The 23,150-nt window shown below is 55.8% G+C and carries 16 protein-coding genes; 13 read left to right on the top strand and 3 right to left on the bottom strand.

The genetic code is table 11. From position 1 onward, the window contains the following. Positions 1 to 45: 45 nt before the first annotated feature. The 6 genes from KB554_RS05740 to KB554_RS05715 all read left to right on the top strand — a co-directional run bounded on the left by KB554_RS05740 (position 46) and on the right by KB554_RS05715 (position 8,779). Complete coding sequence (locus KB554_RS05740) at positions 46 to 1,320, top strand: DUF4143 domain-containing protein (protein WP_211035171.1); 1,275 nt, start codon at positions 46 to 48, stop codon at positions 1,318 to 1,320. Positions 1,321 to 1,328: 8 nt separating this feature from the next. Next, the gene (locus KB554_RS05735) at positions 1,329 to 3,158 is read left to right on the top strand and encodes a class I SAM-dependent DNA methyltransferase (RefSeq protein WP_211035170.1); all 1,830 of its coding nucleotides are present in this window, start codon (positions 1,329 to 1,331) and stop codon (positions 3,156 to 3,158) included. 3 nt (positions 3,159 to 3,161) lie between these two features. Continuing rightward, positions 3,162 to 3,842: a DUF3800 domain-containing protein gene (locus KB554_RS05730; RefSeq protein ID WP_211035169.1), complete on the top strand. Its 681-nt coding sequence runs from the start codon at positions 3,162 to 3,164 to the stop codon at positions 3,840 to 3,842. Position 3,843: 1 nt separating this feature from the next. Next, positions 3,844 to 4,389, top strand: coding sequence for a hypothetical protein (locus KB554_RS05725; RefSeq protein WP_211035168.1), 546 nt, complete (start codon positions 3,844 to 3,846; stop codon positions 4,387 to 4,389). 137 nt (positions 4,390 to 4,526) lie between these two features. Next, complete coding sequence (locus KB554_RS05720; protein WP_211035167.1) at positions 4,527 to 5,807, top strand: restriction endonuclease subunit S; 1,281 nt, start codon at positions 4,527 to 4,529, stop codon at positions 5,805 to 5,807. Positions 5,808 to 5,827: 20 nt separating this feature from the next. Then, positions 5,828 to 8,779, top strand: a complete 2,952-nt coding sequence (locus tag KB554_RS05715; RefSeq protein ID WP_211035166.1) for a type I restriction endonuclease — start codon at positions 5,828 to 5,830, stop codon at positions 8,777 to 8,779. A gap of 710 nt (positions 8,780 to 9,489) precedes the next feature. Here KB554_RS05715 and tsaD read toward each other — a convergent pair. After that, positions 9,490 to 10,512 (bottom strand): tRNA (adenosine(37)-N6)-threonylcarbamoyltransferase complex transferase subunit TsaD, encoded by a 1,023-nt coding sequence (gene tsaD, locus KB554_RS05710; protein ID WP_141427679.1) that lies wholly within the window; start codon positions 10,510 to 10,512, stop codon positions 9,490 to 9,492. Positions 10,513 to 10,623: 111 nt separating this feature from the next. Between tsaD and KB554_RS05705 the strand changes: the two genes are divergently transcribed. The 7 genes from KB554_RS05705 (at position 10,624) to KB554_RS05675 (ending at position 21,268) form a co-directional block, all read left to right on the top strand. Then, complete coding sequence (locus tag KB554_RS05705) at positions 10,624 to 15,390, top strand: translocation/assembly module TamB domain-containing protein (RefSeq protein ID WP_339328765.1); 4,767 nt, start codon at positions 10,624 to 10,626, stop codon at positions 15,388 to 15,390. Between the two features lie 31 nt (positions 15,391 to 15,421). Continuing rightward, positions 15,422 to 16,096, top strand: coding sequence for a MotA/TolQ/ExbB proton channel family protein (locus KB554_RS05700; protein ID WP_141427678.1), 675 nt, complete (start codon positions 15,422 to 15,424; stop codon positions 16,094 to 16,096). Between the two features lie 6 nt (positions 16,097 to 16,102). Further along, the gene (locus KB554_RS05695) at positions 16,103 to 16,510 is read left to right on the top strand and encodes a biopolymer transporter ExbD (RefSeq protein ID WP_141427677.1); all 408 of its coding nucleotides are present in this window, start codon (positions 16,103 to 16,105) and stop codon (positions 16,508 to 16,510) included. Between the two features lie 148 nt (positions 16,511 to 16,658). Further along, a complete protein-coding gene (locus KB554_RS05690; RefSeq protein ID WP_141427676.1) occupies positions 16,659 to 17,348 on the top strand; it encodes a TonB family protein in 690 nt (229 codons plus the stop codon). 86 nt (positions 17,349 to 17,434) lie between these two features. Further along, positions 17,435 to 17,875 carry a DUF1573 domain-containing protein gene (locus KB554_RS05685; protein WP_141427675.1) on the top strand — a complete coding sequence of 147 codons (441 nt, stop codon included), beginning with the start codon at positions 17,435 to 17,437 and terminating at the stop codon, positions 17,873 to 17,875. 1 nt (position 17,876) lies between these two features. Continuing rightward, entirely contained in the window at positions 17,877 to 19,187 is a 1,311-nt protein-coding gene (locus KB554_RS05680; RefSeq protein ID WP_211035164.1) for an amidohydrolase, read from the top strand. A 71-nt stretch (positions 19,188 to 19,258) separates the two neighbouring features. Continuing rightward, complete coding sequence (locus tag KB554_RS05675; RefSeq protein WP_211035163.1) at positions 19,259 to 21,268, top strand: von Willebrand factor type A domain-containing protein; 2,010 nt, start codon at positions 19,259 to 19,261, stop codon at positions 21,266 to 21,268. A gap of 174 nt (positions 21,269 to 21,442) precedes the next feature. On the opposite strand, the gene dinB is transcribed toward KB554_RS05675, so the two are convergent. Continuing rightward, complete coding sequence (gene dinB / locus KB554_RS05670; protein ID WP_211035162.1) at positions 21,443 to 22,504, bottom strand: DNA polymerase IV; 1,062 nt, start codon at positions 22,502 to 22,504, stop codon at positions 21,443 to 21,445. A 16-nt stretch (positions 22,505 to 22,520) separates the two neighbouring features. After that, positions 22,521 to 23,018 carry a DUF4186 domain-containing protein gene (locus KB554_RS05665; protein ID WP_242116303.1) on the bottom strand — a complete coding sequence of 166 codons (498 nt, stop codon included), beginning with the start codon at positions 23,016 to 23,018 and terminating at the stop codon, positions 22,521 to 22,523. Positions 23,019 to 23,150: the final 132 nt, after the last annotated feature.

The following is a 23,150-nucleotide window of genomic DNA, read 5'->3' as shown; positions in this document are numbered from 1 at the left end:
TTCTAAAATATAGTATTATCTTTGCCTTATAATCAGTATATAGATATGAAGACATATAAACCGAGAATTGCGGATAAGGAGTTACAACGAAAGCTGGCAGGTATCGGTGCCGTTTTGATTGAAGGACCTAAATGGTGCGGTAAAACTACAACTGCGGAGCAACAGGCGTCCACAATCATCTACATGGACGATCCTTTGTACAAAGAACAGAATCTCCGTATGGCTGATATAAATCCTAAAGCGTTGTTGGTCGGAGAATGTCCCATATTGGTAGATGAATGGCAACTTGCTCCCAAATTATGGGATACAATCCGCTTTGAAGTCGATCACAGAGAAGGCGAAGGTCTTTTTATTTTAACTGGTTCGGCCGTTCCTGCAAAAACAGAAGAAATTCATCATTCAGGAGCAGGTAGATTTGCATGGCTAACTATGCGTCCCATGAGTTTATACGAGTCGGGGGAATCTTCTGGAGAAGTGAGTTTGGAGGGGATGTTTGAAACTCCAGACAATATAATGGGAATCAATAAATTGTCGCTTGATGATATTGCTTTTTTAATTTGTCGAGGAGGGTGGCCTCGTGCATCATTGCAAACAGGAGATATTGCGCTGGATCAAGTGAAATACTATTATGACGCTGTGACGCGTTCGGACATTTCTCGAGTAGATGGCGTTCGACGCAATCAAGAACGGGCAAAACGATTGATGCGTTCATATGCTCGACATCAAGGTTCTCAGGCTCCCATCAGTACTATTGTAGAAGATATGCGAGTGAATGATGAAGAATCAACGGATGTAAAAACGGTTACTTCTTATATTGACGCTCTGAAAAAAATTTTTGTCATAGAAGATTCTGTTGCATGGAATCCTAATCTGCGCTCAAAGACAGCTATTCGGACATCTGATACCAGGTACTTTGTTGATCCGTCAATTGCTGTTGCTGCTTTGGGTCTTGGCCCAAAGGACCTGATTAATGATCTGAATACAATGGGGTTGTTATTTGAGACACTTTGTGTCCGGGATTTACGCGTATTTGCGAGCGCTTTAGATGGACAAGTTTATCATTTTCGAGACAAGTACGGCCTCGAATGTGACGCAGTTGTTCATCTGCGCAATGGTAAATTTGGCCTTATCGAAATAAAACTTGGCGGAGACCAACTTATAGAGCAAGGCGCAACTACCTTAAAAACATTGGCTGCAAAGATAGATACGGATAAAATGAAAGCCCCGTCTTTCTTAATGGTGTTGACGGCTACAGGAAAATTTGCCTATCGACGTGCAGACGGAGTTTATGTGGTTCCTATTGGATGCTTAAAAGACTAATAAACGATATGACACAGATACAACATAACCAACTGGTCTCATTTATATGGAATATTGCTAACGATGTTCTTGTAAACGTATATAACAAGGGGGATTACCGTAAAGTGATTCTCCCGATGATTGTATTGAGACGCTTCGATGCCGTTTTAGAGGATACGAAAAAAGAGGTTTTAGCGATGAAAGAACGCTTAACCGCAGCCAATATCATTCAACAAGACGAAGCATTGTGTGCTGTTGCTGGACAAGCATTCTGCAACAGTTCTCCATTTACGCTCAAAGATTTGAAATCAAGGACCAATTCCCAACAATTAAAATTGGATTTCATTGCTTATTTGGATGGTTTTAGTGCCAATGTTCAGGACATTATTACGAAATTCAAATTTCGCAATGAGATAGATACACTGGTCGAAGGCGGCGTATTGGGGTTGCTCATCGAAAAATTTGTTGACAATAGAATCAATTTAAGTAATCGTCCTGTCATATTTGATGATGGCTCTGTGCGTCTGCCAGCTCTTGACAATCATTCTATCGGTACCGTCTTTGAGGAGTTGTTACGACGATTCAACGAAGAAAACAATGTAACCGAAGCGGGAGAGCACTTTACACCTCGTGATATTGTTACATTGATGGCTGAAATTGCATTTGTTCCCATCATGGATAAAATTACCGACAACTCTTATTTGATTTATGACGGGGCTTGTGGTACCGGAGGTATTCTATCCGTAAGCGAAGAACGCTTTCAGCAACTTGCCGAAGCTCGCGGCAAACGTATTAATACGCATATTTTTGGTCAAGAATTACAGCCGGAGACCTATGCGACATGCAAATCGGATCTCCTTATAAAAGGAGACGGAGAAGAAGCAAATAATATCTCGTTTGGTTCGACCATTTCCGAAGACGGTAAAGCGGGTATGAAGTTCGATTTCTGCATTTCCAATCCACCATTCGGGACTCCTTGGAAACGAGATTTGGAGAATTGGGGATTGAAAGATAAAAAGGATATTACCGATGGTAGATTCCTGATAGCATACGATGGAAATCCGGCCTATTCATTGGTTCCTAATATTGGTGACCCCCAAATGTTATTTTTGGCGAACAATATTAGTCGAATGAAGGATACCACCGAGTTGGGAACTCGTATTGTTGAAGTCCATAATGGTTCGTCGCTTTTTACCGGTAATGCAGGAGGCGGTGAGAGTAACTTACGGAGATATATTATCGAAAATGACCTTTTGGAGGCTATTATTGCTGTTCCCGAGAAGATGTTCTACAATACAGGCATTGGAACTTTCATTTGGATTGTCACGAACCGTAAGGAATCCCGAAGGAAAGGGAAAATTCAATTGATTGATGCTACCGGTCTGAAATCACCTCTTCGTAAGAACCTCGGTGAGAAAAATTGCGAATTTACGCCGGAAATCAATGAACAGATACTTCGGGCTTATATGGATTTTGAAGAGACGCCTATCAGTAAGATTTTCGACAATTCCGAATTCGGGTACTGGGAAATCACGGTTGACCGTCCTAAACGTGACGAACAAGGCGTTATCGTCAAGAACAAACGAGGTAAAATCGAAATCGACAAGACGTTACGTGATAAAGAACAAGTTCCACTGACCTATGAAGGAGGTATCGAAGCTTTTGTTCGGAACGAGATTCTTCCATATACGCCCGATGCCATTGTCAATACGGACAATTATGTAATTGGTTATGAATTGAGTTTCACCAAATATTTCTATAAGCCCAAGCAGTTGCGAACGCTCGATGAGATTCGTGCAGACATTCGAGCTATAGAGGAATCGACAAAAGGATTATTGGATAACATATTAAATGAATAAACAATGGCAAACAAGACTTTCAATATATATTGCGACGAGAGTACCCACATGATACATGACGGGCATCCGTTTATGATTCTTGCGTATGTAAGCATTGCATATCCACAGATCAAAATGGCCAAAGAACAAATAAAGTCGATTAAGGCGAAATATCATTATGATGGCGAATTAAAATGGACAAATGTCCATGAAGCTACCTATCCGATGTATAAAGAAATTGTTGAATATTTTTTTATGACGGACATGAAGTTTCGTGCTGTAATCATAGACAAGTCACAAATAGACGAAACCCGTCCGGATTATACATTCAATGATTTTTATTTCAGAATGTATTACCAACTTTTACATCAGAATAGTGACTTGGAGAATAACTACAATGTCTATTTTGATATTAAAGACACATGCAGTCATCTTAAATTGCATAAATTGCAGGAAATCCTGCATTGGAACACAGCGATAAGGCATTTCCAATTTATGCGGTCTCATGAAAGTTGTTTCATGCAACTTGCCGATATTCTAATGGGAGCAATCAACTACAATCTACGCATGGAGCGAGGGGATATTGAAGGTAAGGTTCTGGCTAAAAAGAAAATTGTAGACAGGTTGAAGGAGCACACCAATATTTCAAGAACATCACCGCTGTCTAACAAAAAATTTAATCTGTTTTTTATTAGTTTGAAATAATATGCCTTTTAATTTACTCAAGCGTTATCCCGACCTTCTTGAAATAGGTCATATGTCTCCCATTGAACGGACACAATCGCTCAGAGGGGTATATCAGCGCGACATTGAAAATAATGATAGATTTTATTTTCTTGGGAAGAGAATATATCCGATTAAAAGTGAAGGGCAGATTGATATGGACCGACAATTTATCCATCTGACATGTGAAGAAATAAATGAAGAGGATGAGAATGGCCATGTCGTACCGCGTCGTATTTTCGACAAATATCGTTCTGAACGATTACATTGGATAAAAACCCATACGGATGAAGCGACAAATGAGAATGGCATCGAGATATTTAGTCTTGTAGAACGAGACCGCCGGAAACGCATGGATGTGGTTCGCACATATATTTACAATAAAAAACAGAAGTACGTTATTGTTTTTGAACCTCAAAAACGGAACGGTGCATCATACTATCTGCTAACGGCATATTATCTGAACAAAGAATATGGAGTCAAACAAATAGAGAATAAGTTGAAGAAGAGACTGGACGAGGTATTATAAAACGCAAGGCTCAGATTTACATCGCGGTAAACCGAGCCTCGAAACTCTTTCTATTTATAGATGAGCGTTGCAAAGATACAACAAAGAACGTTCCAAAGCAAGAGAATCCGGGTTTTTATTATAGAAAATCACAATATATGTCAAAAGCATATCCAACATATAAGGACAGCGGTATCGAATGGCTTGGTCAAATTCCAACTCATTGGGACCTGCTCCGGAATAAAATATTTATAACGGAGCGTGATAATGTCGTAGGGCAAGATGCTTACAAATACACGTTGCTATCGTTAACAAAACAAGGTGTCATTCAGCGTGATATAGAAAGCGGGAAAGGTAAATTTCCCAAGGAATTTGACAATTATAAAATTGTTGAATCCGGGAATATTATTTTTTGCTTGTTCGATGTTGATGAAACTCCTCGTACTGTTGGATTGTCATCAATAGATGGCATGATAACAGGGGCATACAATGTTTTTTCAATCAAAGGTATCAATAGCCAGTTCTACTATTATTATTTTCTTGCTGTTGATGAAGCAAAAGCATTGAGACCATTGTATTCTGGATTACGTAAGGTCGTTAAAACAGAACGTTTTGCAGGATTGCGTATTCCCGTTCCTCCCGAAGAGGAACAACGGCAAATTGTTGCCTATCTGGATTATAAGTCAAACAAGATAAACGAGCGTATATGTCAGAGAGAGAGAGAGTTACAAACTCTATCTGAATTAAAGCAGGCGGAAATTGCCGCCGTTGTTACCCGTGGTCTCGATCCCAATGTCCCGATGAAAGAGAGCGGAATCGAATGGTTGGGAAAAATTCCGGCTCATTGGGAAGTTCGTAAAATAAAGAATTGTTTACAAGAAAGGAGTGAAAAGGGATATCCTAATGAACCAATTTTATGTGCTACACAGTCAAGAGGGGTAATACCTCAAGATATGTATGATAACAGAGTTGTAGTTGTAAACAAAGATTTTGATAAACTTAAATTGGTAAAGAGTGGTGATTTTGTGATTAGCCTTCGTTCGTTTCAAGGAGGTATAGAGTATGCTTACTATCAAGGTATAATTAGTGCCGCATATACAATATTGACACCAAAGGATAAACGTAACAGTGAATATTTCAAACATTTATTTAAATCGCATGATTTTATTCAGTTGTTACAAACGTGTGTTACAGGTATTCGAGAAGGGCAAAATATCAATTATGCAATGTTAGCAAAGCATTTTATTCCTATTCCTCCTATTGAAGAACAGCAAAAGATCGTACTGTATATTAAAAATCGACTATATGTTATAGACGAATATATCGCAAAGCTTAAGGCGGAAATCAATTACCTGCAAGAGTATAAGCAACGTCTAATTTCTGATGTTGTAACAGGAAAAGTCGATGTCAGAAGAGTAGAAATACCAAGCAAAGAATAAGAATAAAAAGGAGAAATATTATGGCAACAGATATCAGCGAAGCCGGTTTGGAGAAGATAATATCCGACTATCTGGTCGATGTGAATGGTTACGAGCTCGGCAAGGCTGCCGAGTTCAGTAAGGAGTATGCGCTCGATGAAGGGCGGGTATTACGGTTCCTGCAAGCCACACAGCCCGAAAAGGTGAAAGCCGCACATATTCTGGATAGTGAGTATGAGCGGAACAAATTTTTTGTCAGTCTGCGCAAGAAATTGGGCGAGGCTGGGATTGTCGACGTTCTTCGCAACGGTTTCAGATATCTGGCTTATAAATTCGACCTTTACTATTCTACACCCTCGGAACAGAATCCGATGGCGAAAGCGTTGTATACCCGAAACATTTTCAGTGTCACGAGGCAGGTGACCTATTCCAAGGAATTTCCCCGATTAGCTTTGGATTTGGCTATCTTTATAAACGGCTTGCCAATCGCCACATTTGAACTGAAAAACAGACTAACCAAACAAAATGTCGATGATGCGGTCAATCAATACATGAATGACCGCGACCCGAAGGAGTTGATTTTTAACTTCAAGCGATGTGCAATACATTTTGCGGTCGATGACAACGAGGTGAAAATGTGTACACGGTTGTGCGGTAAGGTATCTTGGTTCCTGCCATTCAACAAGGGGAACAATGGTGGAGCTGGCAATCCGCCTAATCTGGATGGCATCAAGACCGATTATCTTTGGAAAGAGATTCTGACCAAGGAATCGTTGTCGAATATTTTGGAGAATTATTCGCAGGTGGTCGAGAAAATCAATCGGAAGACGAACAAGGTTGTCGGCGAAACCATGATTTTCCCACGTTATCATCAATTGACGGTGGTTCGCAAACTGTTGGCCGATACCCTTCGGAATGAAGTGGGGAAACGCTATCTGATTCAACACAGCGCCGGGAGCGGCAAATCGAATTCGATTGCATGGCTGGCATATCAGTTGGTCAAACTGGAGAAAAGTGGAAAGACCTTTTTCGATTCAATTATCGTGGTTACGGACCGTGTGAATCTTGATCGACAGATTCGGGATACAATCAGACAATTCATGCAGGAGCGGAGCGTTGTTGGCTGGGCCGACGACTCTTCCACACTCGGTTCGCTACTTAATGCGGGAAAGAAGATAATTATTACAACCATTCACAAATTCCCGTTCATTTTGTCGAGTATAGGCACGGAAAATAAGGACAAACAGTTTGCTATCATTATCGATGAAGCACATTCAAGCCAGACGGGAAGCCTGTTTGCCAAGATGAATATGGCCGTTTCGGGAAATGTATGCGACGACGAGGAAGATATCGAAGATAAAATCAACAAACTTATAGAAGGGCATCGGATGGTCCGAAATGCCAATTATTACGCATTCACTGCAACACCCAAAAACAAGACTTTGGAGATGTTTGGAGATGCGATACCGCAGCCTGACGGGCAAATACGACATGTGGCTTTTCATACCTATTCAATGCGTCAAGCGATTCAGGAACGATTTATTCTGGATGTGCTGGAGCATTATACCCCGGTATCGAGTTTCTATAAACTTGTGAAAAAAACGGAAGATGACCCGTTGTTCGACAATGAAAAGGCACAAGCCAAACTCCGTGCCTATGTTGAAGGTGATCGAACTACAATCCACCACAAAGCGGCAATTATGGTCGAGCACTTCCATACGAATGTCATCAGCAAAGGGAAAATAGGAGGACAAGCTCGTGCAATGGTCGTGACCAGCAGTATCGAACGAGCTATAGATTACTATTTTGAATTTTGCCGATTGCTGGAAGAACGAGGAAGCCAGTATAAAGCCATAATCGCATTCTCCGGAGAAAAGGAGTTGCCAAATAAATACAAGGAGTACGGAAAGATGACCGAAGCCTCGTTGAATGGATTCCCGAGTGCAGAGATCGAAGATCGCTTCAAGAAAGACCCCTATCGTTTTCTTATTGTTGCCAATAAGTTCCAGACGGGCTATGATGAACCTCTGCTTCATACGATGTATGTAGACAAGATTCTGACGGATATCAAAGCCGTACAAACTTTGTCTCGACTCAATCGGGCCCATCCCCAAAAAAGAGACACATTTGTTCTCGATTTTGCCAATAATCCGGAAGACATTAAAAAATCGTTCCAGCGTTATTATAAAACGACTGAATTAGCTTCGGAAACCGACCCTAATAAACTCAATGACCTTATTGCCGAACTGGAAAAACATCAAGTATATACGGCTGAAGATGTCGAACGTTTGGTGGGATTGTTCCTTGGTGCGTCGGATCGTGAAATGATTGATTCGATTTTGGATACATGTGCCGAGAATTACAAGACTTTGAATACCGATTCACAGGTAAAATTCAAGAGCAGTGCCAAAAGTTTTATCAGAACCTATGCCTTCTTGGCTGCCATATTGCCTTTTGGAAGTGCGGAATGGGAAAAGTTGAGTATTTTTCTCAATTTGCTTATTCACAAGCTGCCGACTCCGGAAGGAGATGATTATACAGAAGGGTTACTTGATGCTGTGGATTTCAATAGCTACAAAAATACGATTCAGGAAGAACAACGTATTATTTTGGACAATGAAAAAGCGGAAGTCCAAGCCATTCCCGTAGGACGGAGCGGAGGCATTACATCCCCGAATCTTCAGTCGCTGACAACGATTTTGGAAGAGTTCAACACTCGATTCGGAAATATTCCCTGGACGGATTCAGATCGTATCCGCCAACAAATCGCTGCTATTCCCGAAGAGGTTGCTAAAAATGAGGCTTATCAGAATGCAATTCGTAATTCTGATAGAGCGGTTGCGAGAATTGAAAGCGACAAAGCATTGATGGCGATTATTCTTAAATCAATGACTTCAGGGTTGGAACTCTACAAGGAATACCAAGATAATCCATCATTTCAACGGTGGCTACAGGAGTTTGTTTTTGAAAGGACATATAATCAGAATCATTAATATTGAGTAGAGACTATGTAAGTATAATACAGCGAAAAGAGAAAAAGACGAGCTTTACTTTATTCCCATCTTATATATATTCATTAAAGTAAAGTCAAACAAAGGGAAAAAAGATGGCTGCGCCAAAACTTATTGGTTACAGCCATTTTTCTTTTGGCTGCATTGTTGAACAAACTGAAAAAATTCAGTTTACTTTAGTCTATTAGCTCTATATATAAGCTAAACCAAAGTAAACTATATTTAGATAGGCATATTTGCTTGTCAGTATGCCTATGGCTATTACGGTAAAAGCGGTTTTGGTTGCCAATAAAAGGGAAGCACAGGCTGAAGAGAGATCGGGAGTTTTTCTTTTTTGGCTGCAAGTATGTTTATCAATAAATGTCTCTTGGAGCAGAGAGAATAACTGCTCACAGTAAAGCTCGGATTCCTTGTGCAAACAAGTGAAAGGAATGAAACCTAATGAAAATAGAAAAGGTCTGAATTTGCTTTAATTGATTGTTTTGTTCCTGTGTTGTTTTTTTAATTAAAGGAGTGAAAATAGTAAAATGTTGATTATATGTAAATTATATATGAGAAATCTCCATTAATTTCAGATTTACCAGATTTTCCGTGCAGCCAAGCCGGTCCGCCACTGCGGACTTCGAAGCAAAGGTACGAAAAAAATCCGGATGCCGAAGCATCCGGACCGTGTGCGGCGTGAATGGGCCCGGCTACATGTTCTCCAGCCGGGCGGCGGGCGAAACGTCGAGCGAGGCCACTTCGCCCAGCTTGTAGCGGTAGTAGCCCGCCATGGCGATCATCGCGGCGTTGTCGGTGGTGAACTTGAATTCGGGCAGGAACGTGCGCCAGCCGCGCCGGCGGCCCGTCTCGGCGATGCCGTCGCGCAGGCCCGAGTTGGCCGAGACGCCGCCGGCGATGGCGATGTCGCGGATGCCCGTCTCCTTCGAGGCGCGCACGAGCTTGTCGAGCAGGATTTCGACGATGGTCGTCTGCAACGAGGCGCAGAGGTCGGCCTTGCGGCGTTCGACGAACCCCGGGTCGGAGGCCACGGCGTCGCGCAGCGTGTAGAGGAACGAGGTCTTCAGCCCCGAGAACGAGTAGTCGTATCCCTCGACATGGGGCCGTGCGAAGCGGAACGCCTTCGGGTCGCCCTCCCGGGCCAGGCGGTCGATCACCGGACCGCCCGGGTAGGGCAGCCCCATCACCTTGGCGCACTTGTCGAACGCTTCGCCCGCGGCGTCGTCGATCGTCGTGCCGATGATCCGCATTCGGGTCGGGGAGTCCACGCGCACGATCTGCGTGTGCCCGCCGCTCACCAGCAGGCAGAGGAACGGGAATGACGGGTGGGGCAATTGCCGGTCCGGCAGGTCGATGAAATGCGAGAGGATGTGTCCCTGCAGGTGATTGACCTCGACCATCGGGATGTTGCGGGCGATCGACAGCCCCTTGGCGAACGACACGCCCACGAGCAGCGATCCGACCAGTCCGGGGCCGCGCGTGAAGGCGATGGCGTCCAGCTCGTCGGCCGTGACGCCGGCCTCCCTGAGCGCCGTATCCACCACGGGGACGATATTCTGCTGGTGGGCCCGCGAGGCCAGCTCGGGGATCACGCCGCCATACTTGACGTGCACGGCCTGCGAGGCGATGACGTTCGACAGCAGGACGTTGCTGCGCAACACGGCCGCCGAGGTGTCGTCGCACGAGGATTCGATGCCGAGAATTGTAATATCCATCCGGTTTTTTACGTGTAATTTTAACTTTTTGGTTAACTTTGCGAGTTATATACGGGAATCCGATTGCGCAAAGTTATAAAAATATTGGGAAAGGTGTTATCCGCGGCGGTTTTGTTGCTGATAATCCTTCCCGTGGCGCTTTCGCTGCTGCTCGACATTCCCGCCGTCCAGAACTATGCCGTGCGCCGTGCGGCCGCTCTCGTCTCGCAGCGGCTGGGAACGGTCGTGCGCGTGGGCCGGGTGGACATCGGGCTGTTTTCGAAGGTGCGTGTCGAGGATTTCTACGTCGAGGACTACGGCCGCGACACGCTCCTTTACGTGGGGCGTCTGGATGCCTACGTCACGGGCTTCGGCCTGTGGGGCGGGGGCGTCGAGCTGAGCCGCGGGGAGATCGCCGACGCCAGACTGCATCTGCACCAGATGCCCGACGGCGAAATGAACATCAAACAGATCGTCGCGCGCCTTTCGAATCCCGGCCGGAAACGGAAGGGCGAGTTCCGCCTCTCGCTGAAGAGCGCTTCGATCGAGAACATGGAACTTTGCCTCGACCGGAACGAGGAGCGCAATCCTCCCTACGGAATCGACTTTTCGCACCTGCACCTGACGCGGCTCGACGCCCGGGTGGACGATTTCACCATCGACGGACAGGCCGTCTATACGACCGTCGCCTCGCTGTCGGCGCGCGAGAAGAGCGGCTTCGTGCTGGATCACCTCTCCGGGCGGTTCTATCTCACGCAGGGCTGCCTGGGCTTCGAGCAGGCCCGGATCGTGACGCCCGGGTCGGACATCCGGATTCCCTACGTTTCGCTGGCCGGCAACTCGTGGGCCGACTACCGGGACTTTCTCGGCCAGGTGCGCATCGACGCCGCACTGCGCGATACGGAGGTTTCGACCGACGACGTGGCCTACTTCGCTCCCCGTCTGCGCGACTGGCATTTGACTTTCAGTGAGATAGATGCCCGGGTGGCGGGCGTCGTCTCGGACTTCTCGGGCGAGATCCGCCGGATGCGCATCGGCGACAGCACGACGCTCGCGGCCACGGCTTCGCTGCGGGGGCTTCCCGACATCCGGAAGACGCACTTCGACCTCGAGATTCCCGACCTGCGGACTTCGGCCGCGGCGGCCGACGACCTGGCGCGGCGCATCGCCGGAAAGTCCCTTCCCGCGTCGCTCGCCCCGGTGCTGGACCGGGCGGGCGACATGCGTCTGAACGCCCGTTTCCGGGGACTGCTCTCGTCGTTCGACATGCGGCTGGGGGCCGGGACGGCGCGGGGCGACGTGACCTGCGACCTGCGGATGAGCCCGCTCGAAAAGGGCCGCAGCGCGATCCGGGGCGAGGTCTCGGCGCGCGACGTGCGCCTCGGGGAGCTCACGGGACACGGGGAGCTGCTGGGCGACGCGACCCTGTCGGCCCGGATCGACGGGGTGGTGGGGCGCGGCTATGCCGACGCCCGCGTGGAGGGGTGCGTCGGGCGCTTCGGCTTCAACGGCTATGTCTATGACTCGCTGCGGCTCGACGGGCGCCTGCGCAACCGCGAGTTCGACGGCCGCATCACGGCCCGCGATCCCAACCTCGATTTCGACTTTTTCGGACTGGTGGACCTCAACGATTCGGTTCCGCGTTACGACTTCACGATGCATCTGCACCACGCCGACCTGGCGCGGCTCCGGATCAACCGCCGCGACTCCGTCTCGCAGCTCTCGGCCCGTATCGTGGCCAAGGCCGGCGGGCGGTCGCTCGACGACCTGAACGGGCGCATCCGGATCTCCGACGCCCGCTACCGCTACAACGACAAGGAGATACAGGCCTCGAACGTCACGGTGACGGGCGAGAACTCCGACGCAGGCAAGTTCGTCGAGCTGCGTTCGGATTTCGCCGACGTCACGTTCCGTTCGCGGACCAGCTACCGCACCGTCTTCGAGTACCTGCGCCGCAGCGCGCGCCGCTACCTGCCCGTGCTGCGCGGCGGGGCGTCCGATGAGGAAACTCCGGGAGCCGTGGCCGCCGCGCCCGACGACTTCTCGCTGCTCTCGGTCGATATACGCAATATCAACCCCGTGGCCGACGCCGTGGCCGCGGGATTGCAGATCGCCGACGGCACGTCGCTGCGGCTGCTCTTCAACCCGGCGAGCGACCGGCTCTCGTTCAAGGCGTCGTCCGAATACGTCGAACGCCGCCGGATGCTGGCTACACGCCTCAGTGTCAATGCTTCGAACCGCGGCGATTCGCTCACGGTCTATGCCTCGGCCGAGGACCTCTACGCCGGGATGCTGCACCTGCCGCACCTCTCGGTGACGGGCGGTGCGAAGCAGGGGCGCGTACAGCTTTCGACGGGCTTCATGGACACCGTGCGCAAGGTCTCGGGACTGATCGGCGTCCGCGCGGGCGTTCTGAGCGAGGAGGGCGACTTCGGCCGCGTAATCGGTCTGCGCATCCTTCCGTCGCACATTACGCGGGGGGAGAAAACGTGGCAGATCTTCGCGCACCGGATCCGCATCGACACGGCGCACGTGTCGATCGACCGCTTCTTCATGATGAACGACGAGCAGGAGCTGCTCATCGACGGCGTGGCTTCGCGCAGCCGCGCCGATTCGGTGACCCTCTCTCTGCGCAACTTCGACCTTTCGACCTTCACGCAGGTCGCCGAACGCATGGGCTACGCGATCGAAGGGCGCACGAACGGCGCGGCGACGATGAAATCGGTGCTGCGCGGCGCCGAGATCACGGCCGACATCCTCTTCGACAGCGTGCGGGTCAATGACATTCCGGCGCCGCCGCTGCGTCTCGCTTCGCGCTGGGACTTCGCGCGCAACCGGGCGGGGGTGACCGTCTCCGACCGTCTTCGGCGCGATACGCTCGTGCGGGGGTTCTATGCGCCCGACCGGGCGCGCTATTACGCCCGTCTGACGGCCGACAGCCTCGACATGGCGCTGCTCGACCCGCTGCTCTCGGGGGTGATCTCCTCAACGGCGGGGCGCGCCTCGGCCGATCTGGTGTTGCAGGGCGAGGGACGGAAGGCCGACCTCGGGGGCGAGGTGCGTGTCCGGGACCTCCGCACGACGGTCGATTACACGCAGGTTCCCTATACGATGCCGGAGGCGACGGTGACGGTCCGCAACAACCGCTTCCGGGCCTCCGGCGTTCCGGTTTTCGACGCGCAGGGCAACCGCGGGCGGTTCGATCTGGACCTCGATCTGACGCACTTGTCGAACATCACCTTCGACGTGCGCGTGGCGCCGCAGCGGATGCTCGTGCTCAATACGACCGAGGCCGACAACGACACCTTCTACGGCCGGGTCCACGCCACCGGCGACGCCCGCATCACGGGCCGCAAGGGGGTGGTGAACATGGACATCACGGCCTCGACGGACGACGATTCGGACTTCTTCCTGCCGCTGTCGGGCAAGTCGAACATCGCCAACGCCGATTTCGTGGTTTTCGAGCGGCCCGAGAGGAAGGACACGCTCGACGCCGTGGCGCGCCGCAAGCTGACCTTCGAACGCCGCCACCGCCAGAAACAGACCGCCGCCGGCCGGATGAACGTCGCCCTGGCGCTCGACGTGCGGCCCAATGCGGACGTCGAGCTGACGCTGGCGGGCAATACGCTGAAGGCCCGCGGCGAGGGGACGCTGAACTTGCAGATCGACCCCCGTTCGAACATCTTCGAAATCTACGGCGACTACACGCTGACCGAAGGGAGCTTCCAGCTCTCGCTGCAAAATATCATCAGCAAGCGGTTCACCATCGAGAACGGCTCCTCGATCCAGTGGACCGGAGCGCCGATGGACGCCCTGCTGGACATCGACGCCGTGTACAAGCTCAAGGCGTCGTTGCAGCCGCTTCTGCAAGGCACGACCGACAACCTCGGGGGCAGTCGCTCGGTTCCCGTCGAGTGCGTCATCCACCTCGGGGAGCGGCTTTCGAATCCGAGCATCGGCTTCGACGTCCGCGTGCCCGGGTCCGATCCGGAGACGCAGACGGTCGTGGCCAACGCCCTCTCGACGCCCGAGACGGTCGATACGCAGTTCGCCTACCTGCTGCTGTTCAACAGCTTCATGGCCGAGAGCTCGTCGCTGGCCTCCTCCAATATCGGCAGTTCGGTATCGGCCGCCACGGGCATGGAGTTTCTCTCGAACATGGTCAGCAGTTGGTTCTCGTCGCTCGGCTACGATTTCCGGATCGGCTACCGGCCCAGGTCGGAGCAGGCGAGCGACGAGGTGGACTTCGGCATTTCGAAGAGCCTGATCAACGACCGGTTGTTCGTCGAAGTCGAGGGCAACTACCTGCTCGACAACAAGCAGGCCGTGAACGGCTCCATGTCCAACTTCATGGGCGAAGCCTATATCACCTACCTGATCGACCCGGCGGGGACGCTCAAGCTGAAGGCCTTCACGCAGACCATCGACCGCTTCGACGAGAACCAGGGCCTTCAGGAGACCGGCATCGGTATCTATTTCAAGGAGGATTTCGACAATCTGCGCGACCTGCGGCAGCGTATCCGGGCGCGTTTCACGAACAGGGAGCGCCGGGCCCGGCGGCAGGCCCGGCGGGCGGCGCGCGCCGCCGAACGGGCCGCTGCGACGTCTCCGGACGACGATCCGCGGCCCGAAGAGTGCGACGAACCGAATCCCGCGGAGGACGGGGATTTTTATTCGTGGCTGCCGGCGGGGCGGGGCGGCGCTTCGGAGACGCCCTGTCCGCCGGGAGGAACGGACCCGGCGGAGGCGCCTGCCGCATTCCGCCTTCCCGCAGGGACGGCGGCCTCGCCGGACGGCGGTTCTCCGGGATCGGAGGCGGGGCAGCGGCCGGAGGCGAATACGGCCTGCCGGGAGCCGCGGCGGCGGAGCGCGGACGACGGACGAAAGGTTGCAAACTAAATACAAATTCAAATAAATTTTCAGATCTGTTATGATGACATTTTTGCAGGCTGCCGAAGCGGTGGCCGTAAGTGAGGAGACCCGCATGGGCTTGTGGACGTTGTTCGTGAAGGGCGGCTGGCTGATGTGGCCGCTGCTGGCGCTGGGCGGCGTGACGATCTTTATCTTCGTGGAGCGTTTCATGGCCATCCGCAAGGCGTCGGTGCTGGACATGAACTTCATGAACCGCATCCGCGACTACATTTCCGACGGCAAGATCTCGACGGCCGTCAATCTCTGCCGGAAGACCGACACGCCGATCGCCCGCATGATCGAAAAGGGCATCGAGCGCATCGGACGGCCGATGGGCGACGTGCAGGCCGCCATCGAGAACGTCGCCAACCTCGAGGTATCGAAGCTCGAGAACGGCCTGCCGTTCCTGGCCACGATCGCCGGCGGCGCGCCGATGATCGGTTTCCTGGGTACGGTGCTCGGCATGGTGCAGACCTTCATGGACATGTCGGCGGCGGGCGGCACGGTGGACCTCGGGCTGCTGGCCAGCGGCATGTACGTGGCGATGGTCACCACGGTGGGCGGTCTGATCGTCGGCATCCCGGCCTACTTCGGCTACAACTACCTCGTGGCGCGCATCGAGAAGCTGGTGTTCCAGATGGAGGCCAACTCGATCGCCTTCATGGATATTCTGAATCAACCCGTTCAAAAATAAGGTATTATGGCAATCAAACACGGTTCGAAAGTCGATAAGTCGTTTTCGGCTTCGTCCATGACCGACCTGATGTTCCTGTTGCTGCTGTTCCTGCTGATCGCCACGACGCTGATCAACCCCAACGCCCTGAAACTGATGCTGCCGAAAAGTTCCAACCAGCTCAAGGACAAGGCGATCACCACCGTCTCGATTCAGGATTCGGGCCGCGGCAAGTACCGCTACTACGTGGAGATGCAGGAGGTCGGCTCGATCGACGGCGTGGAGCGGACGCTCAGGACGCGCCTCGACGGGCAGAAGGAGCCCACCGTGTCGCTCCATTGCGACAAGACCGTCGCGGTGGACGAGGTGGTGAAGGTGATGAACGTGGCCAAGGACAACAACTACAAGCTGATCCTGGCGACGACTCCGAGATAGCCGGGCGGGTTTGCGGACCGGTCGGTTGCATCCGCGGCCTGCGGCTGCGTTTGCGAATCCGGCCCCGCCCCGAATCCCTTCCCCGGCGGGAGCTTATGTGCCGCGAGGCGGCGAAAGACGTTTCCGAAATATTGGTGAAATTACGGTTATGTATTATTACGATCCCGACAATAAGAATCCTCGACGGTGGGCGATGATCGCCGCGGGGGCTTACGCGCTGCTTTTCGCGGTGTCGTTCGCCGTCGTGTCGTTCGACTTCGCGCCGGCGCCGGACAAGCCGGGCGACACGATTCTGGTGGACTTCACCGAACCTCCCGCCCCCGAGCCTCCGCGGCCGCCCGTGAAGACGGCCGACGAGCCGCGCGTGCACGACGTCGCCGCGCCGGAGGAGCGCACGGCGCAGGTCGCCGGCAAGGACGAGGTGACGCAGACGCCCAACCCCAAGGCGCTTTTCAGGATGAACAAGGGCGGTGCGGACGAGCCGGACAATGCCGGCAACCCCCGCGCTCCGGAGGGCGAGGACAAGGCTTCGGGCAGCGGTCCCGGACTGAATCCCGACGGGCTGGACCAGCTCGACAAGGGGCTTCAGGGGCGCGGACTGGTGGGCAGTCTGCCCAAACCGGCCTATCCGGGCAACAAGAGCGGCAAGATCGTGATCCGCGTGACGGTGGATGCCTCGGGCAAGGTCACGGGCGCGGCCTTCGAGCCGAAGGGTTCGACCGAAAGCGACGCCGCGCTGGTCGCGGCCGCCGTCGCCGCGGCGCGCAAGGCCCGCTTCACGGAGAGCCGTGCGGCGGTGCAGGGCGGTACGATCACCTATATTTTCCGCATGGAGTGAATCCCCGTTTCCGGACACGGTTCCGGGACGGACGCCCGACGGCGCCGGATGCGGCGGCTGTCGGGCGATGAACAGATAATCGCGTTATGAAAAGAGTATTGTTGATACTCTCCGCCTGCCTGCTCTTCGCGGCGGCGGAGGCCCGCAAACCCGAAGGCGCGCACCTCGCGCTGGAGCATCCGACCCACGATTTCGGGGACGTGCCGCGCAAGGGCGGCGACCTGGTCCACGAATTCCGTTTCACGAACGACGGCACGGCGCCGCTGGTCATCCTGCGCGCCATGACCAGTTGTTCGTGCCTGAAGACTTCGTATCCGAAGCGGCCCGTGGCGCCGGGCGATTCGGGCGTGATCCGCGTCGTCTATGAGCCGCACAAGAGCGAGCCGGGTGTCTTCAACAAGGTGATCCAGATCTACTCGAACTCCGCGGACGGCCGCGACATCATCACCGTGCAGGGCAACTCGATCGACGGGGAGCGCTCCGGGAAGGCGAAAGAGAGACGGAACAGAACGAAAACGGAACATTGATATGGCTACGCTTTTTTCGAATGCGACGGTGCTGCCGATGACCTCCTCCGCGGAGGGGCCGCACACCTTCACCGGATCGGTGGGCGTCGCGGGCGACCGCATCGCGCTGGTGTCGCCCGACGAATCGGCCGCGGCGGAGTTCCGCGCGGCGCATCCCGGCCTGCGGGAGATCGACTGCCGGGGGCGGCTGGTCATGCCGGGGCTGGTGAACACCCATTGCCACGCGGCCATGACGTTGCAGCGCAGCCGGGCCGATGACCTTCCGCTGATGCGGTGGCTCCACGAATTCATCTGGCCTTTCGAGGCGTGCCAGACGCCCGACGACGTGGCGCTCGGCATGGAGCTGGGCATCGTCGAGATGCTGCTGGGCGGCGTCACGTCGTTCGTCGATATGTACTATTTCCAGCACCGCTGCGTCGGCGTGGCCGAGCGGCTGGGCATCCGTGCCGTGCTGGGGTGCAACTACTTCGACAGCAACATCGACGAGGTGCTGCCCCGGATCGGGGAGGCCGTGCGGCTGGCCGCCGGCAGCGACCGCGTGCGCATCGCCGTCGCGCCGCACTCCCCCTATACGGTTTCGCCCGAAAACCTCGTGCGAGGCCGCGAGCTGGCCGAACGCCACGGGCTGCTGCTGATGACGCACGTCGCCGAGACGCAGGACGAGGTGCGCATCGTGCGCGAACGTTACGGCGCCACGCCGGTCGGCCACCTCGACCGGCTGGGGGTGCTGACTCCCCGTACGATCGGAGCGCACTGCGTCCACGTGACGGACGAGGACATCGCGGTCCTCGCCGCGCGCGGCGTCACGGTGTCGCACAACCCGCAGAGCAACATGAAGATTTCGAGCGGCGTGGCCCCCGTGGCGCGGATGCTGCGCGAAGGGGTGACGGTGACGGTGGCCACGGACGGTCCCTGTTCGAACAACGACCTGGACATGTGGGAGGAGCTGCGCACGGCGGCCTTCCTCCAGAAATCCGCGACAGGCGATCCCTGCGCGCTTCCGGCCCGTGAGGCGCTGCGGCTGGCTACGGCGAACGGGGCCCGGGCGATGGGCTGCTCCGACGGGGAGCTGGGCGTGCTGCGCGAAGGGGCGCTGGCCGACCTGATCGTGGTCGATCTGGAAAAGCCGCACTTGCAGCCCGTGAACGACGCGGTGGCCAATCTGGTCTATTGCGGCAAGGCGTCGGACGTCGAGACGGTGATGGTCGGCGGCCGGATCGTGGTCGAGAACCGCCGCATCCCGGGGGTGGACCTGCCGGATCTCTATGCGCGGGCGGCGGAGGCCGTAGCGCGGATTCGGACGGCGAAGTGACCGGCGGGCGGAAAAAATTTGTTTTTCCGCCCGTTTTTCGCTAACTTGGAAGGGCCTAAATTACTTGTCCTATGAAAAGTCTGCCTTTCCTGCTCGCCTGCCTGCTGCCGCTGGGAGCGGCGGCGCAGTCGCACACCGTGGCCGGTCGGGTCGTGTCCGCCGGCGACAACGCCCCGCTCGCGGGCTGTTCGGTCGTCGTCAAGCATACTTCCCGGGGCACGGTGACCGGCCCGGACGGCCGCTATGAGATCGGGGCCGCGCCGGGCGACACGCTCCGCTTCTCCTTCGTCGGGTTCCGAACGGCCGAGGAGCCGGTAGGCCGCCGCACGCGGATCGACGTCGTGCTGGAAGCGGCCGCCGAGGCGGTGTTTGAAGAGTGCGTCGTGGAGGTGTCCGGCATGCAGGACGCCGCCGGACCGGTCGCGGGGCTCTCCCGTCGTCGCGCGGGGTCGGCGGCCCTGCCGTTCGTGCAGCCCGGCAGGGAGGAGTACGCGCACTACGAGGAGAACCGCTTCCGCTCCGCCCTGCAGGAACCGCTTTCGACCTTCTCGCTCGAAGCCGACGGCGCTTCCTATGCCGTCTGCCGCCGCAAGCTCGCCTCGGGACGCCATCCCGAGCCGGATGCCGTGCGCATCGAGGAGCTGCTGAACTACTTTTCCTACGACTATCCCGCTCCCGAGGGGGAGGATCCGCTGTCGCTCGTCGTCGATGCGGGTCCGTGTCCGTGGGAGCCGTCGCACCGGCTGGTCCGCATCGGGCTGCGTGCCCGCGAGATTCCGGCCGCGGAGATTCCGCCTTCGAATTTCATCTACCTCATAGACGTTTCCGGCTCGATGACCGGCCGGTTGCCGCTGGTGCAGGCTTCGATGAAGATGCTCACGGACAACCTGCGGCCCGGGGACCGCGTTTCGGTGGTGACCTATGCCGACGGGGTGCGGGTGGTGTCGGAGAACGTGCCGGGCAGCGAGCGGCGGCGCATCAAGGATGTGATCGACGGTCTGACGGCCTCCGGCTCGACGGCGGGTGGCGCCGGGCTGGAGTGCGCCTACGAGGTGGCCGGGCGGTGCTTCATCCCCGGCGGCAACAACCGCATCGTCCTCTGTTCGGATGGCGACTTCAACGTGGGGCCTTCGTCCGACGACGAGATGGGGGCGCTCATCGAACGGCAGCGCAAACAGTCGGGCGTGCGGCTTTCGGTGCTCGGCTACGGCATGGGCAACTACAAGGACCGGAAGATGCAGCTCATGGCCGAGCGGGGCGACGGCAACTACGCCTATGTCGATGACATGCGCGAGGCGGCGAAGGTGCTTTTCCGCGAGTTCGGCGCGACGGCGTGGGCCGTGGCGCACGACGTCAAGATGCAGGTGGAGTTCAATCCGGCGCTGGTCGCCTCCTACCGGCTGGTGGGGTACGAGAGCCGCCTGTTGGAGAGCGAGGATTTCAACGACGACCGCAGGGATGCGGGCGAGATCGGTGCCGGGCATTGCGTCACGGCGCTCTACGAGCTGATTCCCGTCGGCGTCGAGGAGCATCCGGCCGGCACGGTGGACGCCCTGCGCTATCAGGGACGGCGGGGCGTGCCCGTGGTGACGATTCCCTCGTCCGAGACGCTGGCCGTGAAGGTCCGCTACAAGCTCCCCGGCGAGCGCCGCAGCCGCCTGATGCAGGCTGAACTGGTCGATGACGGGCGGGAGCGTCTGACGGGCGACTTCGCCTTCGCGGCGGCCGTGGCCATGTACGGACAACTGCTCCGCCTCTCCGATTTCCGGGGCGGGGCGACGTGGGACGAGGTGATCCGTCTGGCGCAGCTCGGACTGGGGAACGATCCGGAGGGCTACCGCCGCGAGTTCATCGACCTGGTGCGCGTGGCGCAGAGCGTCTGCGGCGACCGCCGTTCGGAGTATCCCGCGCCGGAGCCTGCGCCGCATTCCGCTCCGGACGCAGCGCCCCGTTCCGTATCGTCCGCCGTATCCGCGCCGGCTTCGGCGCCCGGCGGCTCGTCCGGTTCCGTCCCGGCGTCCGCATCCGTACCCGTTCCTTCCGGTGTGTCCGGTTTCGCTGCCGTGCCTGCGGACCGCTGATCTGGCGGACCGCTGCTCAGGGCGAAGGGATTTCGCGCATCGGGCCCTGCCGCACTATCGCGGCAGGGCCCGATGCCGTTTTCTGACGGGATGTCCGGCAGGGACGGTTTCGGATTCCGGCCGTTTCCCGGGGGTTCCCGGTTGCTTCCCGGCCGGAAGACCTTTCTCTTTCGGTCACTCTCCGAAGTCGAACCGCAACTGTACGCAGTCGGCGCATGCCTCCGGTGAATTGCCCACCGTGAGGCCGATGAGGCGGACTCTGCGTCCGCGGAGATCCACGGCTGCGAGCAGCTCCTCCGCGACGCGGCGTAGCGTGTCGGCGGACTCGACGGCCGCCGGGAGCGTCTTCGAGCGGGTGATCTGCCGGAAGTCGGCGTATTTGAGTTTCAGCACGACGGTCTTGCCCCGGAACTCGTGCCGCTGGAGCCGGTTCCAGACCTCTTCGCGGATGCCCTCCAGCTCCAGCATCAACCGTTTCCGGTCGTCGGTGTCTTCCGGGAGGGTCGTCTCCGCGCCGAGCGACTTGCGGATGCGGTTGGGTGTCACCGCGCGGTCGTCGATGCCCCGGGCGTAGCCGTAGTAGGCGTGCCCGGCCTTGCCGAAGTGGTGCACGAGGGCCGCTTCGTCCCACAGCCCGAGATCGGCTCCCGTGCGGATGCCGAGGGCGTGCATCTTCCGGGCCGTGACTTCGCCGATGCCGAAGAAGCGTTCTACGGGCAGTCCGGCGACGAATCCGGAGACCTGCTCCGGGGCGATGGTGAACAGCCCGTCGGGTTTGCGGTAGTCCGAGGCGATTTTCGCCAGCATCTTGTTCACGGAGACGCCCGCCGAGGCCGTGAGACCCGTTTCGCGGCGGATGCGGGCCTTGATCTCGCGCGCGGCGAGCGTCGCCGAGCGCAGGTGCGAGACGTCCAGAAACGCTTCGTCGAGCGACAGCGGCTCCACCAGCTCGGTGTATTCGCGGAATACGGCCCGGATCTGCTGCGAAACGGCCTTGTAGATTTCGAAGCGGGGCGGCACGAAGATCAGTTGCGGACAGAGCCGCCGCGCCGTGACGGAGGGGAGGGCCGAATGCACGCCGAAGGGGCGCGCCTCGTAGCTGGCCGTGGAGACCACGCCCCGCGGACCGTCGTGTCCCACGGCGATCGGACGTCCCCGCAGGGCGGGGTTGTCGCGCTGCTCGACGGAGGCGTAGAAGGCGTCCATGTCCACGTGTATGATCTTCCGTTGAGGCATATCGTGCGGCATCTCGCTATCGGACGGGGCGGTTCGTCCCGGCCTGCCGGAGCGGCTGCCGTCCGATCCAGACCATCAGCACCGCGACGACGTACCGCTGCTCCGCGGCGCTCAGTTCCCGGCCCGCCGGGATGCGATGCCATTTCTCGAGACATTTGCGGCAGCAGCAGGCCGTGGCGTGCTGGGCGATGAACACGGGGTGTCCCCGCATGGGCGTCTGCCGGCCGTCGTTGGGGATGACGGCCGGGGCGAGGCGTGTGCGCACGAAGTCCTCCGCATGGCGGCGCAGCGTCTCCGCGCCTTTGCGTTCGGCATAGGCCGCCTCCGCAGGTCCGAGACGGAACCGGCTGCGGAACTCCGAGCGGGCCAGCCGGGCGAAAAGCTCTTCGAACTCCTCCCCGGCCGCATTCCCTCCGGTCCTGGCGGCATCTCCGGAAAATATCCTTCCGGGCATTTCTCCGTCCGTTGTCTCCGGAGCGGCGCTTGTTCCGTCCGTATTTTTCTCTCTGTCCATCGTCTTTCCGGTTGTCCGGCAAAGATAACGCCGAATCGCCGGACCGGAATGCGTTCTGCCCGGATTTTTTTCCGATCCGTTCCTGCGCCTTGCGGTCGTGCGCGGCCGGGACTGTCGGAACCCGGAGTGCAC

The organism is Alistipes sp. Marseille-P2263 (assembly GCF_018101075.1).
Lineage (GTDB): Bacteria > Bacteroidota > Bacteroidia > Bacteroidales > Rikenellaceae > Alistipes > Alistipes dispar.
This window is presented reverse-complemented; position numbering and strand designations above follow the sequence as displayed.

Coding starts and splice junctions, on each gene's coding strand:
- tsaD (WP_141427679.1), bottom strand. CDS start 10,512: ATGGATATTACAATTCTCGGCATCGAATCCTCGTGCGACGACACCTCG.
- KB554_RS05735 (WP_211035170.1), top strand. CDS start 1,329: ATGACACAGATACAACATAACCAACTGGTCTCATTTATATGGAATATT.
- KB554_RS05720 (WP_211035167.1), top strand. CDS start 4,527: ATGTCAAAAGCATATCCAACATATAAGGACAGCGGTATCGAATGGCTT.
- KB554_RS05725 (WP_211035168.1), top strand. CDS start 3,844: ATGCCTTTTAATTTACTCAAGCGTTATCCCGACCTTCTTGAAATAGGT.
- KB554_RS05730 (WP_211035169.1), top strand. CDS start 3,162: ATGGCAAACAAGACTTTCAATATATATTGCGACGAGAGTACCCACATG.
- KB554_RS05695 (WP_141427677.1), top strand. CDS start 16,103: ATGGCAATCAAACACGGTTCGAAAGTCGATAAGTCGTTTTCGGCTTCG.
- KB554_RS05680 (WP_211035164.1), top strand. CDS start 17,877: ATGGCTACGCTTTTTTCGAATGCGACGGTGCTGCCGATGACCTCCTCC.
- dinB (WP_211035162.1), bottom strand. CDS start 22,504: ATGCCTCAACGGAAGATCATACACGTGGACATGGACGCCTTCTACGCC.
- KB554_RS05675 (WP_211035163.1), top strand. CDS start 19,259: ATGAAAAGTCTGCCTTTCCTGCTCGCCTGCCTGCTGCCGCTGGGAGCG.
- KB554_RS05685 (WP_141427675.1), top strand. CDS start 17,435: ATGAAAAGAGTATTGTTGATACTCTCCGCCTGCCTGCTCTTCGCGGCG.
- KB554_RS05700 (WP_141427678.1), top strand. CDS start 15,422: ATGATGACATTTTTGCAGGCTGCCGAAGCGGTGGCCGTAAGTGAGGAG.
- KB554_RS05690 (WP_141427676.1), top strand. CDS start 16,659: ATGTATTATTACGATCCCGACAATAAGAATCCTCGACGGTGGGCGATG.
- KB554_RS05665 (WP_242116303.1), bottom strand. CDS start 23,018: ATGGACAGAGAGAAAAATACGGACGGAACAAGCGCCGCTCCGGAGACA.
- KB554_RS05740 (WP_211035171.1), top strand. CDS start 46: ATGAAGACATATAAACCGAGAATTGCGGATAAGGAGTTACAACGAAAG.
- KB554_RS05715 (WP_211035166.1), top strand. CDS start 5,828: ATGGCAACAGATATCAGCGAAGCCGGTTTGGAGAAGATAATATCCGAC.